Source organism: Rheinheimera muenzenbergensis, assembly GCF_036984005.1.
GTDB lineage: Bacteria > Pseudomonadota > Gammaproteobacteria > Enterobacterales > Alteromonadaceae > Alishewanella > Alishewanella muenzenbergensis.
The window spans coordinates 172,859-192,412 of the sequence record NZ_JALAAR010000010.1; the positions used below are offsets into that span (position 1 = coordinate 172,859).

The 19,554-nt window shown below is 50.6% G+C and carries 19 protein-coding genes; 9 read left to right on the plus strand and 10 right to left on the minus strand.

Annotated elements, in window-relative coordinates:
- The first annotated feature begins 152 nt into the window (after nt 1-152).
- Nucleotides 153-740 carry an HAD family hydrolase gene (locus MN202_RS13120; RefSeq protein ID WP_335736578.1) on the plus strand — a complete coding sequence of 196 codons (588 nt, stop codon included), beginning with the start codon at nt 153-155 and terminating at the stop codon, nt 738-740.
- Between the two features lie 87 nt (nt 741-827).
- Nucleotides 828-1,817, plus strand: a complete 990-nt coding sequence (locus MN202_RS13125; protein WP_335736579.1) for a GGDEF domain-containing protein — start codon at nt 828-830, stop codon at nt 1,815-1,817.
- Here the strand turns inward: MN202_RS13125 and MN202_RS13130 are convergent.
- From MN202_RS13130 to MN202_RS13140, 3 genes are all read right to left on the minus strand, one after another.
- Entirely contained in the window at nt 1,814-4,873 is a 3,060-nt protein-coding gene (locus MN202_RS13130; protein WP_335736580.1) for a transglycosylase domain-containing protein, read from the minus strand. The two genes, MN202_RS13125 and MN202_RS13130, sit on opposite strands and share 4 nt — an antisense overlap.
- A gap of 9 nt (nt 4,874-4,882) precedes the next feature.
- A complete protein-coding gene (hemH, locus tag MN202_RS13135; RefSeq protein ID WP_335736581.1) occupies nt 4,883-5,968 on the minus strand; it encodes a ferrochelatase in 1,086 nt (361 codons plus the stop codon).
- Between the two features lie 187 nt (nt 5,969-6,155).
- A complete protein-coding gene (locus MN202_RS13140; protein WP_335736582.1) occupies nt 6,156-6,647 on the minus strand; it encodes an FKBP-type peptidyl-prolyl cis-trans isomerase in 492 nt (163 codons plus the stop codon).
- Between the two features lie 155 nt (nt 6,648-6,802).
- Here MN202_RS13140 and MN202_RS13145 point away from each other — a divergent pair, with 155 nt between their 5' ends.
- The gene (locus tag MN202_RS13145; RefSeq protein ID WP_335736583.1) at nt 6,803-7,552 is read left to right on the plus strand and encodes a substrate-binding periplasmic protein; all 750 of its coding nucleotides are present in this window, start codon (nt 6,803-6,805) and stop codon (nt 7,550-7,552) included.
- A 16-nt stretch (nt 7,553-7,568) separates the two neighbouring features.
- Here MN202_RS13145 and trpA read toward each other — a convergent pair whose 3' ends face one another.
- The 7 genes from trpA to MN202_RS13180 all read right to left on the minus strand — a co-directional run bounded on the left by trpA (nt 7,569) and on the right by MN202_RS13180 (nt 14,672).
- Nucleotides 7,569-8,369: a tryptophan synthase subunit alpha gene (gene trpA / locus MN202_RS13150; protein ID WP_335736584.1), complete on the minus strand. Its 801-nt coding sequence runs from the start codon at nt 8,367-8,369 to the stop codon at nt 7,569-7,571.
- The gene (gene trpB, locus MN202_RS13155) at nt 8,366-9,556 is read right to left on the minus strand and encodes a tryptophan synthase subunit beta (protein WP_335736585.1); all 1,191 of its coding nucleotides are present in this window, start codon (nt 9,554-9,556) and stop codon (nt 8,366-8,368) included. Before trpB ends, trpA begins: the two co-directional genes overlap by 4 nt.
- Complete coding sequence (gene trpCF / locus MN202_RS13160; protein WP_335736586.1) at nt 9,549-10,940, minus strand: bifunctional indole-3-glycerol-phosphate synthase TrpC/phosphoribosylanthranilate isomerase TrpF; 1,392 nt, start codon at nt 10,938-10,940, stop codon at nt 9,549-9,551. The genes trpB and trpCF overlap by 8 nt, the downstream gene beginning before the upstream one ends.
- Nucleotides 10,933-11,970: an anthranilate phosphoribosyltransferase gene (gene trpD, locus MN202_RS13165; protein ID WP_335736587.1), complete on the minus strand. Its 1,038-nt coding sequence runs from the start codon at nt 11,968-11,970 to the stop codon at nt 10,933-10,935. Before trpD ends, trpCF begins: the two co-directional genes overlap by 8 nt.
- Before the next feature lie 2 nt (nt 11,971-11,972).
- Nucleotides 11,973-12,557: an aminodeoxychorismate/anthranilate synthase component II gene (locus MN202_RS13170; protein ID WP_335736588.1), complete on the minus strand. Its 585-nt coding sequence runs from the start codon at nt 12,555-12,557 to the stop codon at nt 11,973-11,975.
- Nucleotides 12,558-12,560: 3 nt separating this feature from the next.
- Nucleotides 12,561-14,144: an anthranilate synthase component 1 gene (locus MN202_RS13175; RefSeq protein WP_335736589.1), complete on the minus strand. Its 1,584-nt coding sequence runs from the start codon at nt 14,142-14,144 to the stop codon at nt 12,561-12,563.
- Between the two features lie 345 nt (nt 14,145-14,489).
- Nucleotides 14,490-14,672, minus strand: coding sequence for a DUF6435 family protein (locus MN202_RS13180; protein ID WP_335736590.1), 183 nt, complete (start codon nt 14,670-14,672; stop codon nt 14,490-14,492).
- 117 nt (nt 14,673-14,789) lie between these two features.
- Between MN202_RS13180 and rnm the strand changes: the two genes are divergently transcribed.
- The 6 genes from rnm (at nt 14,790) to MN202_RS13210 (ending at nt 19,502) form a co-directional block, all read left to right on the plus strand.
- Entirely contained in the window at nt 14,790-15,635 is an 846-nt protein-coding gene (gene rnm / locus MN202_RS13185; RefSeq protein WP_335736591.1) for an RNase RNM, read from the plus strand.
- A 38-nt stretch (nt 15,636-15,673) separates the two neighbouring features.
- Complete coding sequence (locus MN202_RS13190; RefSeq protein WP_335736592.1) at nt 15,674-16,294, plus strand: L-threonylcarbamoyladenylate synthase; 621 nt, start codon at nt 15,674-15,676, stop codon at nt 16,292-16,294.
- Between the two features lie 15 nt (nt 16,295-16,309).
- Nucleotides 16,310-17,146, plus strand: coding sequence for a segregation and condensation protein A (locus tag MN202_RS13195; RefSeq protein WP_335736593.1), 837 nt, complete (start codon nt 16,310-16,312; stop codon nt 17,144-17,146).
- Nucleotides 17,146-17,730, plus strand: coding sequence for an SMC-Scp complex subunit ScpB (gene scpB / locus MN202_RS13200; RefSeq protein WP_335736594.1), 585 nt, complete (start codon nt 17,146-17,148; stop codon nt 17,728-17,730). Before MN202_RS13195 ends, scpB begins: the two co-directional genes overlap by 1 nt.
- Nucleotides 17,730-18,743 (plus strand): 23S rRNA pseudouridine(2605) synthase RluB, encoded by a 1,014-nt coding sequence (gene rluB, locus MN202_RS13205; protein ID WP_335736595.1) that lies wholly within the window; start codon nt 17,730-17,732, stop codon nt 18,741-18,743. The genes scpB and rluB overlap by 1 nt, the downstream gene beginning before the upstream one ends.
- A gap of 189 nt (nt 18,744-18,932) precedes the next feature.
- On the plus strand, nt 18,933-19,502 hold the full coding sequence (locus tag MN202_RS13210; protein WP_335736596.1) for a hypothetical protein: 570 nt from the start codon (nt 18,933-18,935) through the stop codon (nt 19,500-19,502).
- Nucleotides 19,503-19,554: the final 52 nt, after the last annotated feature.

The following is a 19,554-nucleotide window of genomic DNA, read 5'->3' on the forward strand; positions in this document are numbered from 1 at the left end:
TTGTCCTCTGTAATAACGTTAGCACTAGCTAAGCAGAATCTGAGCCAAAATTAATTTCAATAAAAACAGTGTGTTATTTTATTTGCGTCTTTGGCTTATGGTAAAAAAGCTAATTTGTGGCATAAATGACTAACTAATACAGGAGTTTTGCTTTGCAGTTACAGCATATTAAGGCCGTGGTATTTGATATGGACGGCACTCTGGTAGATTCTGCACTGGATTTTGCTGCCATTTGTCGCGATATTGGCTGGCCTGCAGGCACGCCATTGCTGGAACAGTTGGCGCTGTTAGATGATCCTATACAGTTTAGCCGGGCCGATAATATTATCCGCCAGCATGAATTAAACGGTGCTGCTAAGGCCTGTTGGATGCCCGGAGCCGAGCAATGCCTGCACACTTTGCGCGCCAACAATATGCCACTGGCGTTGTTAACCCGCAATATGCGACAGGCCACCAGCCTGACCATACAGCGACTGCAGATGCCAATAGAGCATGTGTTGACCAGAGAAGATTGTGCGGCCAAGCCGGATCCGGCAGGCCTGTTATTATTGGCCGAGAAATTACAGTTGCCGGCACAGCAAATGATCTATGTCGGCGACTATATCTATGATATTGAAACGGCGGCCAATGCCGGTATGATGTCCTGTTTATATCTGAACGCCCATAATCAACATTTTGCCTCGCAGGCTGATTGGGTGTTCAGTCATTTTGATCAATTAACACAAGCTCTGCAAGGATAAGCAAAGCGGTAAGGCTGATTCGTTATTCAGTGGCCTTAGCTCTATAGTAATACAGCATAACCTGATGCAAAACCGGGGAGGTTGTCGGTGTTAAAACGGTTGCAAGACGATTTTTATCTGGCAATGCTCACCTTGGTGGGCGCAATGATAGTGCTGTGTATTACGCCGTACGGCATTTACCGGCTATACAGTGGCAACTATATAGTGGGTATTGCCGATCTTGTTATGGTGCTGTGTGCCATTATTGCTACCCGGATGGCGTGGCGCAGCGGCGACACGGTAAAGCCCGGGTTGTTTATGGCGCTGGTGTTTTGTGTTGGCGCAGTTCTGGTGTGTATAAACCTTGGCATTGATGGTTTGTTCTGGGTGTACCCGTTTTTAGTGTTCATTTTCTTTCTGGTCTCGCCGCTGAAAGCCTTCGTATTGTTAATTGTTATGCTGGCTTGTCTGTTGCTATTCGCCAATTTGCGGCCAGGTTTGGTATTTGCCAGCCCGTTTCAGATGGTGTCTTTTGTCGTGACCACGACTATCACCAGTATTTTCGCGTTTATATTTGCCTATCGCACTCAATTGCAGCGCCGCGAGCTGAAGCGTCTGGCCACCACTGACAGCCTGACCGGCGCAGCAAACCGGCGCACCTTAAATGATCAGTTAGCGGTGGCGATTAATGAACATCAGCGCTTTGGCCGGCCTTACGGTTTAATCTTGCTTGATTTGGATCACTTTAAGCAGATCAACGATAATCACGGCCATAACGCCGGCGATCAGGTGCTGGCGGGGCTGATCCCGTTATTGCAATCTATGTTACGTCAGAGCGATCAGGTGTTTCGTTTTGGCGGCGAAGAATTTGTCGTGTTACTGGCCGATATTAAACCGGCAGATTTGGCCAAACTGGCAGAAAAAGTCCGCCAAGGTGTGGCACAGCATCTGACCACACCAGACGGCAGCCATTTAACCACCTCTATCGGTGCAGCCATGTTACAGCCGGATGAAGACTGGGAAGCCTGGCTGCATCGTGCCGATATGGCCTTGTATCGGGCAAAGCATGAAGGGCGCAACAGAGTCGTTACCGGTTAGCGGCAATCGGGTGTTGGCGCCTCTATATAAGGCAGTAAGATTTCAGCCATGCTGTTTAGAGCCTGCAGCGGCAAGGCTGAGGTGAAACTGAACTGTTCTGCCGTTTCGTCAGCTACATAAGCCGTCAACACGCCAAAATGTGCTGCGCCAAGATAAAACACATAAGTTGCCGTGCGGTTTAACGCTTTAGAGCTAATGTGCTGGCCGCGGTTGTTCAGTTGCACCAGACGATTGTCGCCCGTGCCGGTTTTGCCTCCCTGTAGCAGGGTACTGTTAAAGCCTTGTTGTAGCCGGCGTGCGGTGCCGCTACTGACGACTTGCTGCAACAGTTGCCGCACCGTCAGTGCCACTTCGGCATCCATCAGCTGCACTGCGCGCGCTGGCGGCCGGCTAAAGTGGCTTTCGTAGGGCGTATTAACGGCAAAATCTAACTGCTCAATGCGCACTGTTGGTAGCTGTTTACCATCATTAAGAATAATACCTACCAGCTCAGCCAGTGCGGCGGGTCTGTCGCCGGAGCTGCCCAGTGCCGTTGCCAGTGAGGGGACTAAATATTCAAACGGATACCCCAAACGTTGCCAACGTTGATGCAGATCCCAAAACGCTTCAATTTCCAGCATACTGCGGATACGGTTGTCACGCGCACTGCGAAAACGCGTTTTAAATAACCATTGATAAATTTCCTGCCGTTGCTCGACGCTGGCGGCCACTGCGTCGGCAAAGCTGGCCTCTGGCTGCTGCTGTTTATAGGCCAGTAACCATAATTCTAGCGGGTGACTGCGGGATAAATACGCGCGGTCGGGCAGGCTGAACGCATCAGGTTGGTACTTGCTGTACAGGTTTTGCCAGTCGTTGTCGTTGCTAAATTGCTGCTGCATAAAACTGCTGAACTGCTGCAAACTACTGTCCGGCCCGATGTACAGATAGGCTGCTGCCAGCCGCTCCGGGGTTTGCCGGCTACTTTGCATAAATATCTCCAGTTGCTGCTGGGGGCTTGCTGCCCGATATTTTTGCCAGAAGCGGCGTAAGTAGGTCGTGCCTTCTTTGTCGGCGAAGCGACGTAAATACTGTTCGCGCTGCGGGTTGTCGTCATCTTTAAGTAATTGATAACTGCTGTTTTCGCCATGATAGATGCTGTAATTGACCATATCCTGAAGCAGTCGCACAAATGGCAAATTGATCGACAATTGCAAAGCTTCAGCCAGGGTTGGATTAAGCTTGTCTTCGTCTTTATTAAAATTGTTAAAGGTATGCAGCCCACCACCGGTAAAGAAGCTCTCTTTCGGATCGGCGCTGTAGCGTCGTTGTACTGCAGCGTGCAGCATGTTACTAAGTTTGGCGCCGCTGTGCTGGGTTAAATATTGCACTGCCCAGGCGGTTAACTGGTCTTGTGGCGCTATGTCGAGAAATTGCAGCGTTTCAACCGGTTCTTCGGCATACAGCCGGTGCAGTTCGGCAATGATTTCCAGATAGCTTACCATTACCCGTAGTTTGGCAGTGGAACCCAACTCCAGTTTGCTGGCGTCATTCAAATCAAAGGCTAAGTCGGTATTGTCAGTTTGCAGTCTGACTTTATTGCCACTGTCACTGCTTTGATACAAGGTAAAGCTATAGCGAACTTTGTCTTGTTGCCCCGGGCGCAGCAGGCGATCGGCAAACAAGCCGGCTGCTGCGGCATAATCATATTGGCTAAGCTGCTGCAGATGCTGGCTGACAGCTTGCTGCAATTTAGTGTCAATGGTGGTGTGTGCTGTTAAATCCAGCCGGTCGAGCTGATATAAACTTTGTTGCAGTAAATATGCCAGACGGCTGCGCGCCATAGTACTGGCTTTAAAATCATGATCGGTGGCACTGGGTATCGCTGCTGCAGTAGCAAATGTCAGCTGTTGCTGCATTGCCAGAGAGGCTAACTCTTTAGCAATAATACCTTGTTGCTGCATTAGCAGCAGATGACTGGAGACCAGTTTTTCCAGATCACGTCGTCCCTGCAGTAAATAATAGGATGGCCGGCGCTGGGCGATGATTAATGCCACCACCTGTCGCAGGGCTAACGCCTGCTGCGCGGTATAAGGAGCAGCTTGCTTTAGCAGAGCGTTGACGCTGGCAGGATCTGCACCAAACCAGGCGTGCAGGCCATCCCCCAAACCGTGCACCTCACCGTGGTTTGCCGTAGCGGCCAGTGGTACCGAGTTCAGGTAATCAACAACAATGCGTTGCCGGCTGGCTAACGTATTTGTTGATTCGGCGTAAGCGCGAACGCTGGCCGAGACCAACTGATGAAATTTGTCTGTAGTACCTGCAGTAAAACCATGCGGGCTATGGCGGTATTTTTCCAGTTGGGTGGCTAAGGTACTGCCACCGGCAGCTGCAGCCGGTATGCCCGCTGCACGCTGTAATTGCGACCATACCGCTGCACCTAACCGGGGCAGATTTAACACCGGATTAGCATTAGGGTGTGATGGCGTTAGCAGGCTGCGGTCTTCAACAAAAAGTAATGCCGCGACAATTGGCGCAGCCACTTGCTTGTTACTGCTAAATTGAAAAGCAGGAAAGCGCGCCTGAAACAAGGTGTCTTGTTGGCAGCCAAGTACGGTTAAACCAGGCTGATTTTTTTCCTGATAGGGTGGGTAAAAGCCATAGCGGGTGTAGCGCTGCAGCTCAGATGAAAAATGGCTTTGCGCGCTTAACACAAAGCCTTGTTGTTGTAAGCTGTCTTGCCACAGTGGCAGTGAGCTGTAACCAAAGCGTTGATCAAAAGGGCCTGCAGCCGGAAAGGTTATCTTCGCTGCGGCGCCTGGTTTTACCGTATATGTCAGTTTGGATGCATACCAATGCCAAAACGCTGACTGATAAAAGTGATTACGGCTTTCCTGGTACAGTGCCAATAGCAGCACCAATGCCAGCAACAATAATAGCCAGCGCAGATAACGTACCTGTGGCTGGGGTGGTGCCACATAGGGCGTTTCACGTACATTATCAAACCGCATCCGCTGCAGTAGCGGTTTGGCGTTTAATGTCGGCTCAGTTCTGTTATTACCACCGCGTTGGTGACTCATACAAAAGCGTTAGTCTCCGTATTGTGTACTTTTAAGCTCGTCGGCCAGGTTGGCGCGTTGGCCATCAGTGTTAACAGACCAACCGTGTAAATTGTCTTTAATCAGCTGGCACAAAGCGTCTATATGCTGTGGTTCTGCATTTAACGCGCTAATGTACTCATAGCGCTTACCACCGGCATGTAAAAAGTAGTCTTTGTTTTCCTCACCGATTTCTTCAAGCGTTTCCAGGCAATCGGCAGAAAAGCCCGGGCAAAACACCTGCACACTTTGCACGCCTTGTGCCGGCAGCGCCTTCAGGGTTTCATCCGTGTAAGGTTTTAACCATTCTTCGCGACCAAAGCGCGACTGAAAGGTAGTCATATACTGGTCTTTGTTCAGCCCCAGTTGCTCTGCTATCAGGCGTGAGGTTTTATAGCACTCGCAGTGGTAAGGGTCGCCGTTAAGCAGGTAGCGTTTGGGAATACCATGATAAGACAAGATCAGTTTGTCGGCCTGGCCATGCTGCTGCCAATGGTGGCGGATTTTATCGGCTGCAGCGCGGATAAAGGGCGCATAGTCGGGATAATGTGACACAAAGCGTAAATCAGGCAGCCAGCGGCGGCGCATAAAATTACGTGCCAGCTCGTCAAAACTGGACGCCGAGGTAGACGCTGAATACTGCGGGTATAACGGCAAGACCAACAGCTTACGCACGCCCTGGGCAAACATCTTCTCCAGCACGCTATCAAAGCTGGGGTTGCCGTAGCGCATGGCAAATTCTACCACCACATTGTTCAGGCCTTCCTGCTGCAGCTGTGCCGCCACCGCATCGCGCTGTGCCTGGGTATGAAACAACAACGGCGAGCCTTGTTCGGTAAATACTGTGGCATAGGCTTTGGCCGAGCGGCGCGGGCGGAATTGTAAAATAACGCCGTTTAAAATCAGCCACCATAATAATCGTGGTACTTCTACTACGCGAGGATCCGATAAAAACTGCTTTAAATAGCGTTTTAGTGCCTTTGGCGTCGGCTCATCCGGAGTGCCGAGGTTGGTAAGCAGGATACCGATTTTATCGTGTTGCTGGTGATCGAAGTCGCGGGTATTGATATAGCGCATAACAGAATGGCTGCTCTTTTATTAACGAAACTGTCAGTACGCCGGTTTGGCACTAACAGTTTACCTGATTAAAGGCCTGAGCCGATCTTAGCAGTAACACCCGGTGATATATAAGCTTATTACAAGAAAAATTCTACCGGAGAGAAAAAAGGCTGCACGTGGCAGCCTTACATCATGTTAGGCGAACTTAGTGGTTATGGCCGCCTTCGCCATGGGCATGGCCATGGGCGATTTCTTCATCAGTGGCCTGGCGTACTGACACAATTTCAACGGCAAATTGCAGCGTTTTGCCAGCCAGTGGGTGGTTGGTGTCGACATCGGCTTTAAACATGCCCACTTTAACAATGGTCACCTGACGCTGACCGTGTTCGGTTTGCACCACGGCTGTCATACCCGGCTGCCATTTTTTTGCGCCTAACAGGTGTTTTACCTGCATGCTTTGAATGGCATTTTCATCACGCTCGCCATAAGCCTGGGCTGGCGTTAAGGTAATGTCGAGTTTGTCACCGGCAGCTTTGCCGGTTAAAGCCTGCTCCAGTGCTGGCAACATTTGCTCGTGGCCGTGCAGATACAGCAGTGGGTGGCTGCCGTTTGATGTTTCAAGTTCGACGCTTGCGCCATTGCTGACATCGGTAAGGGTGTAATGAAACTGTACTACGCTATTGTTGCTAATTTGCATAAAAGTGGGTCCGTTTGGCGTAAAGTCGCTATTATCCGGCCTGGCAGCGGAAAAATCGACAGTTTTTCCACCCTGTTCCTAAACTGCTGGTTGGCGCATTGTTAATTGCTTACTACACTGCAAAGTGACAGAGTATTTTGTACTGGCAGGTGGTGATGACAACAAAAGCAGCTTTGATTATTGGCATCGTGATGCTGTTGCATACCACAGCAGTAAAATGTCAGACACATTTTGTTGTCGGAACAGAAGACATTAACTTTTACCCACACTATAACTTTACCTCCAGCGATAGCAGTGGTTTTGCCAATGAGGTACTGCAGTTATTTGCCAGTAAACATGGCTACCAGTTTAGTTTCCAGCCGCTACCGGTAAAGCGTTTGTATCATGAGCTGGATGGCCTGGTCGATTTTATTTATCCGGATAACCCAAACTGGGCCAAGTATCAAAGCGTGCAGGCCAGCCGCAGTTTTAGTGATCCGCTGATTTATAACCTGGGTACTACTATGGTGCTGGCGGCAGACAAGGATATTAGCTTGTCTCAGTTTCGTACGTTGGCGGTTATCCACGGCTTTACGCCAACAGCCTGGTTAAATTTACGCAGCCAGCACCGTTTTAAATTTTATGAAGTACCCAATGCCATCTCGGCGGTTAATCTGGTGCTTAAAGGCGAGCTGCAAGGCGCTGATGTCGAGTACAATGTGGCGCAGCATATTTTGCGTACGCAACAGCAAGAAGGGGCCCTGGTGGTTGCCAGCCAGTTACCAATGACCCGGGTTAGTTTTCATTTATCGACTATGCGTCATCCGCTGATATTGCAGCAATTTAACCGTTTTTTGCTTAACCATCAGGCCGACATCGTTGCACTGAAACATAAATACCAGCTAATAGACAGCCTGCCGCAATAGCAGGCTGTCGCTTTGGTTAGGTAGCCGCTTTCATCATGCTGACAAACTGCCTGAGCTGCAGCAGCAGTTCAGCCGGTTGTTGCTGATATTGCTCTATCAGTTTAACAATGGCCGAACCGGAAATAGCGCCGGCGGCACCACTTTGAATAGCGTCTTTGACATGCGCCGGCGTAGAGATACCAAAACCCAGTAAAGGCGGCGCCGGGTTGTAGCTGCGAATACGCGCTATCAGCTCGCTGGTTGGCATAGCGGCCGCGGTCTCGGTGCCGGTGACACCGGCGCGGCTGAGCAGGTAAGTGTAGCCGCGGCCATAAGAGGCAATCTGGCGCAAGTCTTCATCTTCTACATTGGGTGGCACAATAAAAATCGGTGCTATGTCATGCTTAATGGCACTTTGCCGAAATGGCTTGCTCTCGTGTAACGGCACATCGGCAATCAGTACCGAATCAACACCGGCGCTGGCTGCTTTAGCATAAAAATCATCAAGGCCGCGGGCCATCACCAGATTGGAGTACAGCAGCAAGCCAATCGGAATGGTAGCGTGGTACTGGCGGATTTTGGCAATAATATCAAAGCTGATAGCCGGTGTGGTACCGGCGGCCAGGGCGCGGATATTGGCGCCCTGTATCGTCGGGCCATCGGCTATCGGGTCTGAAAAAGCAATGCCCAGCTCCAGTGCATCAGCACCGGCGTCAATCAGGCATTTTATAATTTCAAACGATAGCTCAGGGTTTGGATCGCCAATGGTGACAAAGGGCACGAAAGCGCCGCGGCCTTCGCGGTTTAAGCGGTCAAACAGCTGTTGGTAACGCTTCATAATTGGCCTCCTGCTAATACGCTGTGCACATGGGCTAAGTCTTTGTCGCCTCTGCCTGATAAATTCACCAGCAGTACTGTCGGCTCTGTGGCGCTGTGGGCCAGCTTTAACGCATAAGCCAGAGCGTGTGAGCTTTCCAGCGCCGGTATAATACCTTCCGTTTTTGCCAATTGCTGAAATGCCGCCAGGGCTTCATCGTCGTTTATTGCAACGTATTGCGCCCGGCCGGTTTGCTGCAAATGGGTATGCTGCGGGCCAACCGCCGGGTAGTCCAGACCGGCTGATATAGAATAGGATTCCTCAATCTGGCCATCAGAAGTTTGCATAATGGCAGTATAAGCACCGTGCAAAATACCGTAGCTGCCGGTAGACAGGGCGGCGCCGTGCTGATGGGTGTCTATCCCTTTACCGCCGGGTTCAACGCCAATCAGCTTTACGCCTTCTTCAGCGATAAAATCAGCAAACATACCTATGGCATTAGAACCGCCGCCAACACAGGCAATCACCGCATCGGGCAATTTACCTTCGGCTTTAAGTATTTGCTGTTTGGCTTCTTCGCCAATCATCTTCTGAAAATCACGCACTATGGTTGGAAACGGGTGCGGGCCTGCTGCGGTGCCCAACATATAGTGAGTGCTGTCGTAAGTAGCTGACCAGTCGCGCATCGCTTCGTTTACCGCATCTTTTAAGGTGCCGCTGCCGCTGGTCACCGGAATGACGGTAGCGCCCATCAGCTTCATACGAAACACGTTTGGCTGCTGGCGTTCTATATCTTTGGCACCCATATAAATGCGGCACTTTAACCCCAGTAAGGCGCAGGCTAAGGCGGTGGCAACACCATGCTGGCCGGCACCGGTTTCGGCGATCACTTCTTTTTTGCCCATGCGCTTAGTTAACAGTGCCTGGCCCAATACCTGATTGGTTTTATGCGCGCCGCCGTGTAGTAAGTCTTCACGTTTTAAGTAAATTTTTACCAGCGGGTTGGGTGAAATATTACGACACAGCGTTAACGGTGTTGGCCGGCCGGCATACTCGGTTAAAAGTTTTTCGAACTCGGCATGAAAGGCTGGGTCTTCCAGCGCGTCTACATAGGCCTGTTCCAGCTGTTTAAGCGCCGGTACCAGCAGTTGTGGCACAAACATGCCGCCGTACTGGCCAAAATAAGGGTTAAGTTTTAGCTCACTCATAGTGAAACTCCCGCAAAAGTGTAAAAGCTGACCGGATCTTCGCCGCATCTTTGATGCCAGGCGCGCTTTCCAGCCCTGAATTGAAATCGAGCCCGGCTACCGGCATTTGGGCTGCGGCGAGGCAGTTATCGCCATTTAGGCCGCCTGCGAGCATAATCGGCTGACTACTATGGTGTTGTGTTAGTAGCGACCAGTTAAAGCTGATGCCGCTGCCGCCATGCTGCTGTGGATGATAGGCATCGAGCAAGATACGATCAGCAAGCGGGCTAAACTCAGGTAGTGCATCTTTTACCCGGTAGGCTTTCCAGATCTGGCACTGTGCCGGCAACAGCGGTTGTAGTGTGCTGATATAGCTGTCGTCTTCCTCGCCATGCAGCTGCACGGCGCTAAGGCCTAAACTTTGTGCTAATTGCGCGACCTCGGTAGCGTTGGCATTAACAAAGACGCCGACATAATGCAGTGGTGCGCCTTGTTGCACCAGCGCGGCTTGTTCAGGCGTAACATAACGCGCTGATGGCGGGTAAAAAATCAGCCCGCCGTAATATGCGCCGGCAGCATAGGCGGCAGCGGCATCTTCCGGCCGGGTTAAGCCGCAAACTTTATGCTCACCCAGCACCAGTTTACGCGTAGCTGCGGCTAAATCTGCCTGCGCCATTAACGAGCTGCCGACTAAAAAGGCATCGGCTACCTGAGCTAAATGTCGCACTTGCTGATTAGTGTAAATACCAGACTCTGAAACCAGGGTTCTGCCAGCAGGGATCAGTTCTGCCAGTTTAAAGCTGGTGTCGAGGTTAGTGCTTAAATCACGCAAATCCCGGTTATTAATGCCGATTAGTTCCGCGTTAAGCGCAACAGCGCGCAGTGTTTCTGCTTCATTACTGACTTCGGTCAGCACTGTCATATTAAGCTCTGCCGCCGTTGCGGTAAGGCTGCGGTATTCGTCATCATCCAGCACCGATAACATCAACAACACCGCATCGGCACCGCAGTGGCGGCCTAAATAAATCTGGTAGCTGTCGATGATAAAGTCTTTATGCAGCAGTGGTTTGTCGACCAGGCTGCGCATGGTGCGCAGATAGTCGTACTTGCCCTGAAAGAATTTCTCGTCAGTTAATACCGAAATGCAATCGGCATATTGGCCATATACCTGCGCCAGTTCCTCAAGATTAAACTCTGCGCGGATCAGGCCTTTGGACGGTGAGGCTTTTTTGCATTCTAAAATAAAACGTGGGCCGCTTTGTTTAAGCGCGGCCAGAAAATCGCGCTGGCTCGGCGCTACGCTGCTAATAAATGTGGTCAGCGGCTGTTGCTGTTTTAGCTGTGCCACTTCGTCACGCTTATGTGCCACTATTTTTGCCAGTACATTTGGCATTGCGTCAGCCATGGGCAGCCTCCTGTTGCTGACTCAGCTGCTTAAACTGGCTAAGCGTAGCGAACGCTTTGGCTGAACCCAGCAGTTCCAGCACGGCGCGGGTGTTCACTTTAAGATCGTCCCCCAAGCCAGCAATTTTCAACATCGCCGCGACATTTATTGCCACAGCTGCATTGTGTGCACTCTGGCCCTGCCCCTGCAAAATGGCCAGGGTAGCGGCGGCATTATCGGCTGGCTCGCCACCGGCCAGCGCAGATAGTGGAGTCACAGCAACACCAAAATCATCCGGTGTCAGGCTAAATTCGCTCAGCTCACCCTCTTTAAGCTCACACACATAGGTAGTGCCGTGCAGCGCCACTTCGTCACAGCCGCTGCCGTGTACTACCCAGGCACGTTTGACGCCCAGTTGCTGCAGTGCCTGCGCCATTACGCGGCACAGTTTAGGGTCGTACACCCCCAGCAGTTGATAATCCGGTGCCGCCGGGTTTACCAGCGGGCCTAACAGGTTAAACAAGGTGCGGCTTTTTAGCGCATTGCGTACTGGCATCGCGTGTTTAATGCCAGCATGGTATTGCGGGGCAAATAAGAAGCTGCAATTGGCTTGCAGCAGGGCGTTAGCGGCTTGCTGTGGCGTCATTTGAATATTCACTCCCAGCTGCTCTAACAAATCGGCTGAGCCCGAGCGCGATGACACACTGCGATTACCGTGCTTTACCACCTTTAAGCCCATAGCTGCGCCAACTATTGCCGCTGTGGTAGAAATATTAATGGTATTGCTGCCATCACCACCGGTGCCGCAGCAGTCGATACTGCCGCTAACCTGCTGCGGAAATGTTGTCGCGGCTGCACGTAATGCACTGGCCGCGCCGGCTATTTCATCGGCGGTTTCGCCACGCATTTTCAGCGCCACCAACAGCGCCGTCAGTTGTACCGGCTCAACCTGGCCTTTTACGACTGCAGTAAAAAACTGCTCTGTCTGGCTAAAGCTTAGCGGCTGGCCCGTCAGGCTGTGCTGTACCGCTGCTAATATCGGATCTGTCATCATCAGCCTCCTAATAAATATTCAATACTGTTTTTCAGCAGGGGTTTACCCAAAGTGGTCAAAATAGACTCAGGGTGAAATTGAAAGCCCAGCATACGTTTGTCTTCATTTATCACCGCCATTGGAATATGCCGGTCATTGGCCAGTAAGGTTAAGGCGTTGGGCATTTCGGTGGCCATTAATGAGTGATAGCGCGCCACCAAAAACGGCCTGGGTAACGTGTTGAATAATGGATGTTCATGCAGTGTTATTGCAGCTGTCTTGCCATGCACGGTTTCGCCGGCGCGGCCAACGACACCGCCAAAATGTTCCACTATCGCCTGATGGCCAAGACAAATACCCAGCACCGGAAATTGCGCTTCGCACAGTTTTAACAAGGCTGGCATTGAGCCGGCCTGTGCCGGGCTGCCCGGGCCTGGCGACAGTACCAGTAACACCGGCTCGGTTTCGCTTTGCATTTGCTGGTAGATGTAGTCAGCCGGCACTGTGTTGCGGTACAGCTTTGTCTGATAACCGAGCTGGGCAAACTCATCAACCAGGTTGTAGGTAAAAGAGTCGATATTGTCGAGCAAATAAATCATCGCCATCAGTTACTCCTTAACTGCTTTATGGGCTGAGACTATGGCATTGATCACTGCCTGGGCTTTGCTGCGGGTTTCGTCGGCCTCGGCCTGGGCGACAGAGTCGAACACCACACCAGCACCGGCCTGGATGTAGGCGGTGTTATCTGCGACATAGGCCGAGCGGATCACGATACAGCTGTCAAAATCGCCGTTGCCTGACAAATAGCCAACTGCGCCACCGTAGCTGCCGCGGCGTTTGCCTTCCACTGTGCGGATAAGCTCGGCGGCTTTTACTTTTGGCGCGCCAACTAATGTGCCCATATTCATACATGCCTGATAAGCGTGCAGCGCGTCAAGCTCAGGCTTTAAGGTACCCACCACCCGTGACACTAAGTGCATGACATAAGAGTAACGGTCGACTTTTAACAGCTCTTTGACGTAGCGGCTGCCCGGCACACTGATGCGTGCGACGTCGTTACGGGCTAAATCGACCAGCATTAAATGCTCGGCTTTTTCTTTTTCATCTTGCCGCAGCTCCAGCTCAATGCGGCTGTCCAGGTCGCGGTCTATGCTGCCGTCGGCTTTAAAACCGCGGCGGCGGGTACCCGCAATGGGGTAAATTTCGACCTGACGGCTTGCCGCGTCAAACTTCAACGCCGACTCGGGCGAGGCGCCAAACAGCGTAAAGGCCGAATCTTGTAAATAAAACATGTAGGGACTGGGGTTTTGTTGTTTTAAGCGGGCGTAGGCGGCCAGCGGCTCAGGGCAGGGCAGACGGAAACAACGGGATGGCACTACCTGAAAAATATCACCGGCGACGATATGCTGTTTTAGCTTCTCGACCTGAGTGACAAAATCAGCATCACTGATATCGACTTGCACTTCAGTATTTATTGCGGAGGTGGCGGCTGAGTTTGCTGCAGGCGTTTGCAGCAAGTGTTTTAGCTGCTCCAGCCGTTTACCGATGACAAAACAGTTGGCCGGTGCCTGTTCACCACAAAATACGTTACCGACCAGGCGGCTGTGGCCGCTTTGATGATCCAGCACCAATAAGGTTTCAGCCAGATAAAACACATAATCCGGGCATTGGTTTTCTGCTGTTGGCACGGCGGGCAACTGCTCAACGGTGGCCACCATGTCGTAACCAATAACACCGCCTAAAAATATCGCAAAAGGCTCATCGCTCTGGCATTTAAGCTCGCGCTGCAAGCTACGCAGTACGCTGAACGGGTTAGGCGCTTGTAAGCGGGCATTTTCTTCAAGTAACAACGCCGGGCGCTGATAAGTAAGACGTAGCTGGTCATTATGCTGCTCAACCATGGCTACCGTGCTGAGTTTGGCCGCCAGATACGGCAGCAGCACAGCGCCATTATTGCTGACAGCTTTAACCACAACGGTTTGATCATTGCATTCAATGCGCAGCGCGGCATCAATCAGCAACAGGCTTTTTAAGTTATCTTTGCTGTCGATCTCGGCTGATTCCAGCAGCAGCGAATACGGGCTTTGCGCGGTCAGTGCCTGATAGCAGGCCAGCGCGTCGCTGTGATACGGCAACTGCATGGCAATGCTGGCCACTTCGCCCGGCGTATCGGTGATATGACTAAAAATCATGTTTCACTTTTTCCTTATGATTCATAAATATATAGTTAATCAGTTTTTATTCAGCCGGTTCGCACAGTGTTGCAGGCACATAAAAAAAGCCCGCTTCTTGTGGAAACGGGCTTCGGTAATTAAAGCTAATACAACGCCTACACACGCCCGTTGGGAATGTGCCACCACCAGTTAGTCAGGTTAAGGGTTGTGATAAATTGCATTAGCTTTAGTAACCTCGTTTGTTATGCCAGACATAAAACCGCAAAACGGTAGCCGGCGTCAAGTGCTTATTTGTTATAATACAGAATTAAAAACGTATAAGTGGCTGGATGGCTATGGCGTTCACGCATCATATTTTAACATTCAGCTTTTAACGGCGGCTTTTTCCAGTTGTTGAATTGTCTGCCAGATTTCTTCACTTTCAGCAGTTAAATCGGCATATAGTCGCATATCACCGTTGCGCTGGGCATGCATCGCCTGCTCTAGTTTTTGGTCGTAAGCTTTGCGCAGTTTTTTTACCGGATCAGATTTTAACCAGCCAAACATCGTTTTATTCTCTTTTAACAAGGTGTAGCGAGGTTACGCAGCGCTGGGACAAAAGTTCAGTTTATTTTGCGATAAGGTCCTGCTGTGCGACAATAGCCGGCTTATTTTGAGGTGCAAATGAAAATTGATCTACACAGCCATACCCATTGCTCTGACGGTGTGTTGTCGCCAACAGAACTGGTAATGCGCGCTGCAGAGAAAGGCGTGGATGTGCTGGCGATTACCGACCATGATACAGTCGCGGGTTTAGCCGCGGCCGGGCAGGCAATTACAACATTGCAATTGCCACTTAAACTGATTAATGGCGTGGAAATTTCTACCAGCTGGCAGCAGTTGGAAATTCATATTGTCGGCTTAAACATCAACCCAGAATGCCCGCAGTTTTTGGCGCGGTTAGCCACCCAGCAGCAAGCCCGTGTGGCGCGTGCAGAAGAGATGGCGCGTCGGCTGGAAAAAAGCCAAATACCAGATGTGCTACCAGCAGTGCTAAAGCTTGCTAATGGCGCCGCCTTAACCCGCACGCATTTTGCCCGCCATTTGGTCAGTATTGGTAAAGCCAGTACGATGGATGGCGTTTTTAAAAAGTACCTTGGTCGCGGCAAAATTGGTTATGTGCCAAATAACTGGGTTGAGATGGCCGATGCTATTCAGTGGATACACGCTGCCGGCGGCATAGCCGTGCTGGCGCATCCGCTAAAATATAAGCTAACAACAAAATGGGTAAAACGGCTGGCTGAACAGTTTGCCGCCGCCGGCGGCGATGCGATAGAAGTGATTTCGCCGCAGCAAACGCCGGTGCAAAAGCGTGAATTGTGGGCACTGTGCCAATTGCATGGTTTAACAGCGTCGGTAGGCTCCGATTTTCATCAGGCAACAACTTGGAATGATATCGGAAAAAATCTATATTTAACCGAAGATGTCATACCGGTGTGGGCCAACTGGCCGCTGCAAGCAACGGCTTAACCGGCCGTTTTGCCATTAACAAGTAAAGAAGAATAACAATGAGCCAATTTTTTCATATTCACCCGGAAACTCCGCAGCAGCGTTTGTTAAAACAAGCGGTGCAGATCATTCAACAGGGCGGTGTGGTCATTTATCCAACCGATAGCGGTTATGCGCTGGGTTGTCATGTTGGCGATAAAAACGCCATGGAGCGTATTTTACAAATTCGCCAGGTTAGCGGTGATCATCACTTTACCCTGCTGTGCCGCGATTTATCTGAGCTGTCGGTCTATGCCAAGGTAGAAAACAGCGCCTTTCGCTTAATTAAAAATAACACTCCTGGTGCTTATACCTTTATTTTGCGCGGCACTAAAGAAGTGCCTAAACGCTTACTAAACGACAAAAAGAAAACCATTGGCCTGCGTATACCGGAAAATAAAATTGCGTTGGCGCTATTGGCTGAGCTGGGTGAGCCGCTGCTTAGCACCAGTTTAATTTTGCCTGGCGAAGAATTTGCCGAAAGCGATCCGGAAGAAATGCGTACCCGTTTAGAAAAGCAGGTTGACCTGATTATGCACGGCGGTGTGATTGGCGAAGCACCTACTACAGTAATTGATTTATCTGACGATGAACCTGTGTTGCTGCGCGAAGGTCGTGGCGATCCGGCACCGTTTCGTTAATAAGGCCACCCTAGCTTGAGCGATACTCTGGCGGACAGCCTGCCTGATAGCCTAACCATACAGCAACCGCTGCCGCTGGCCTTTGTGCGCGGCGAAGCGGTGCTCGAGCGGCCGGAAGACTTGTATATTCCGCCGGATGCGCTGGAAATTTTGCTTGATGCTTTTGAAGGCCCGCTGGATTTTTTACTGTATTTAATTCGCAAACATAAGTTTGATATTGTCGATTTGCCGGTAAACGAAATAACCCTGCAATATATGGAATATATTGAGCTGATGCAGGGGCTGAATTTTGAACTGGCGGCCGAGTATTTAGTGATGGCGGCGATGCTGGCCGAAATTAAATCGCGCTTATTGTTGCCCCGCCATAGCCAGGCCGAAGACGAAGAGGCCGATCCGCGCGCTGAGCTTATCCGCCGGCTGCAGGAATATGAAGTATTTAAACAAGCCGCCACGGAGCTGGACAGCCTGCCACGCGATGAGCGCGATCATTTTAATGCCAGCGCCGGGCTGGCTGAAAATTTTGCACCACTGCTGATATTACCGGATGTTGATTTAGCTGAGCTGACGCTGGCGCTGAAGGACATTGTCAAAAGAGCAAAGGATTTTCAGCACCACCATATTAAACGTGAGCATTTATCGACCCGCGAGCGCATGAGCCGTATTTTAGATTTGCTAAGTGCCCATAATGGCTATCTGGCGTTTTCAGCCTGTTTTGAGCTAAGCGAAGGCCGCGAAGGTGTGGTGGTGACCTTTTTAGCCATGTTAGAGCTGACCAAAGAAAAGCTGGTTGAGATTATTCAGGTAGAGGCCTATGGCCAAATTCATGTCAAATTAAAGGACGCTGAGGCATAATGGCGGGCAAGATAAATGACGTGCAGTTAATGCAGCTGGTAGAAGCGGCCATTTTCGCCGCCGATAAGCCACTAAGCTGTGATGACATACAAAGCAGCGTGCTCGATGGCTTAAATGTCAGTAAAAAACGCTTAAATGACACCCTGGCCCGGCTGATGCAGGACTACGCTGGCCGGGGTATTAGTTTGGCGGAAACGGCATCGGGTTATCGTTTTATTACCAAGCCGGAGTTAAGTGATTATTTGGCCAGACTGTGGCCGGAGCGCTCGCCGCGTTATTCACGTGCCGTGCTCGAAACGTTGGCGCTGATAGCGTACCGCCAACCGATCACCCGCGGCGAGATTGAAGATATTCGCGGTGTGTCGGTTAGCAGCCAAATTATGCGCACCTTAGTTGATCGTAACTGGGTAAAGGTGGTTGGCCATAAAGAAGTACCGGGCCGGCCCGGCTTATATGCAACAACAAAAGAATTTTTAGATTATTTTGGTTTAAAACACTTAAACCAATTACCACCCTTGCCAGAGTTTCAGGCTATTAGCCTGGATCTGGCCGACACCGTCGTGACGACAGGAGAATTGCACTAATGAGTGATAAAGCAGGTAGTGAAAAGCTACAAAAAGTATTAGCCCGCGCCGGTTTAGGCTCGCGCCGGGAAATGGAAGACTGGATAAGCGGTGGCCGGGTTACCGTAGACGGCAAGCCGGCAACGCTGGGCGATCGTATCAGCCCTAATCAGCAAGTGCGGGTAGATGGCCACCCGGTACAAATTGCCAGTGAAGAGCAACAAATTTGCCGTGTTCTGGCGTACCATAAGCCCGAAGGCGAAATTTGCTCGCGTACCGATCCGGAAGGCCGGCCAACAGTATTCTCGCGCCTGCCGACCATTAAAGGCGCACGCTGGATAGCCATTGGCCGGTTGGATATTAACACCTCAGGTTTATTACTGTTTACCACAGACGGTGAGCTGGCAAACCGCTTGATGCACCCTAAATTTGAAGTCGAGCGTGAATACGCAGTGCGGGTATTTGGTGAGATCAACGATGCGATGATCCAGCGTCTGCGAACCGGTGTTGAGCTGGAAGACGGTAAAGCCAACTTCAAAAAAATCAAAGCGCTGCCGGGCGAAGGTATCAACCGCTGGTTCCATGTGGTACTTACCGAAGGCCGTAACCGCGAAGTACGCCGCATGTGGGAATCACAAGGCGCTGTGGTTAGCCGGCTTATTCGGGTACGCTACGGTGATTTACTGCTGCCTAAACACTTGCCGGCCGGCGGCTATGCCGAATACCCGTTGGATGAAGTCAACTATCTGCGCAAGTTAGTCAGTTTAGCGCCGGAAGTGGCTACTTTAGTAAAACCGGAAGACAGAGACGAACGTCGCCGCCGTATGGCCAGCATGAAGCGCGCAGTGCGCAAGCACGATATCGCCGCCAAAACACCTGAGCGTGCGCCAAAAGAGCGCAAGCCCACAGCAGCCCGGCCAGCCAAGCCAGATGGCGCTAAGCCGGCAGGACGCCGCGGCCCGGCCACACCGAAAGGCAAGGGGCCACAACGCCAACCCACCGGTAAAAAGCCCAGTCGCGAAGGTAGAAGTTGATGAGCATAAACAAAGGCGCGTAAAGCGCCTTTGTTGTGTCTTGCCATCAAAAGAATTAGTAAACACTTCCTGCTGTTTCTCCATTGTCTTTTGCAGCATCATGTGCATAATGCGATGCTGTTTTGTTAACAAGTTCATACCTTACTATTTCAGGTTAATCATCTACTGCTTACAAGGATCGTGCATCAATTGAAAACGCTATATAAGTATTTTATCGGTATTACTGCAGTTGTGTTTGGTGGCGGTGCTTGGTTGTTTGGAAAGTCATTGTCAGCATCGAATGGTGTTGAATGCGCGACTAATGCTTATTTGGTTAGTCATTTTTACTATTCCGAAAATCGAAATGAGCGGATTGAGATTGATGAGATCCCCACGGATTTATCTCCAAAGTTCAAAGAGTTTCTTACCAAAGCACGCACCTTGCCAATAGATGCAAGTGATAGACAGGTTAAATCGGTATTTCCATCCTCTCCAGAAATCTCAGATACCTTTAGTTTAAGGTCGTTTAAAGTTAGCGACGATGAAACGCTTTACTCAATAAGTAAATATGCTGGTTGTATTTCGAATATTGATTTGGTGGCTAAGAAAGGTGAAGGATTAGTCTCTGTATTTCAAGGTAACCAGATACCAACTTCAGCCACAGCTGGAAGCGGCCAGCCAGTTAATAGTTGCCAATACAGTGAACGGACTGGACAAGTATTTCAATACTTTAGAAACGGTAAATACAGTGATGAGGTAATACCCCCTAAAAATAACTGACGTCAAAAGTAGAATTTTCTCGTAACATAAACGCAGGAGATTCTGCATGAAA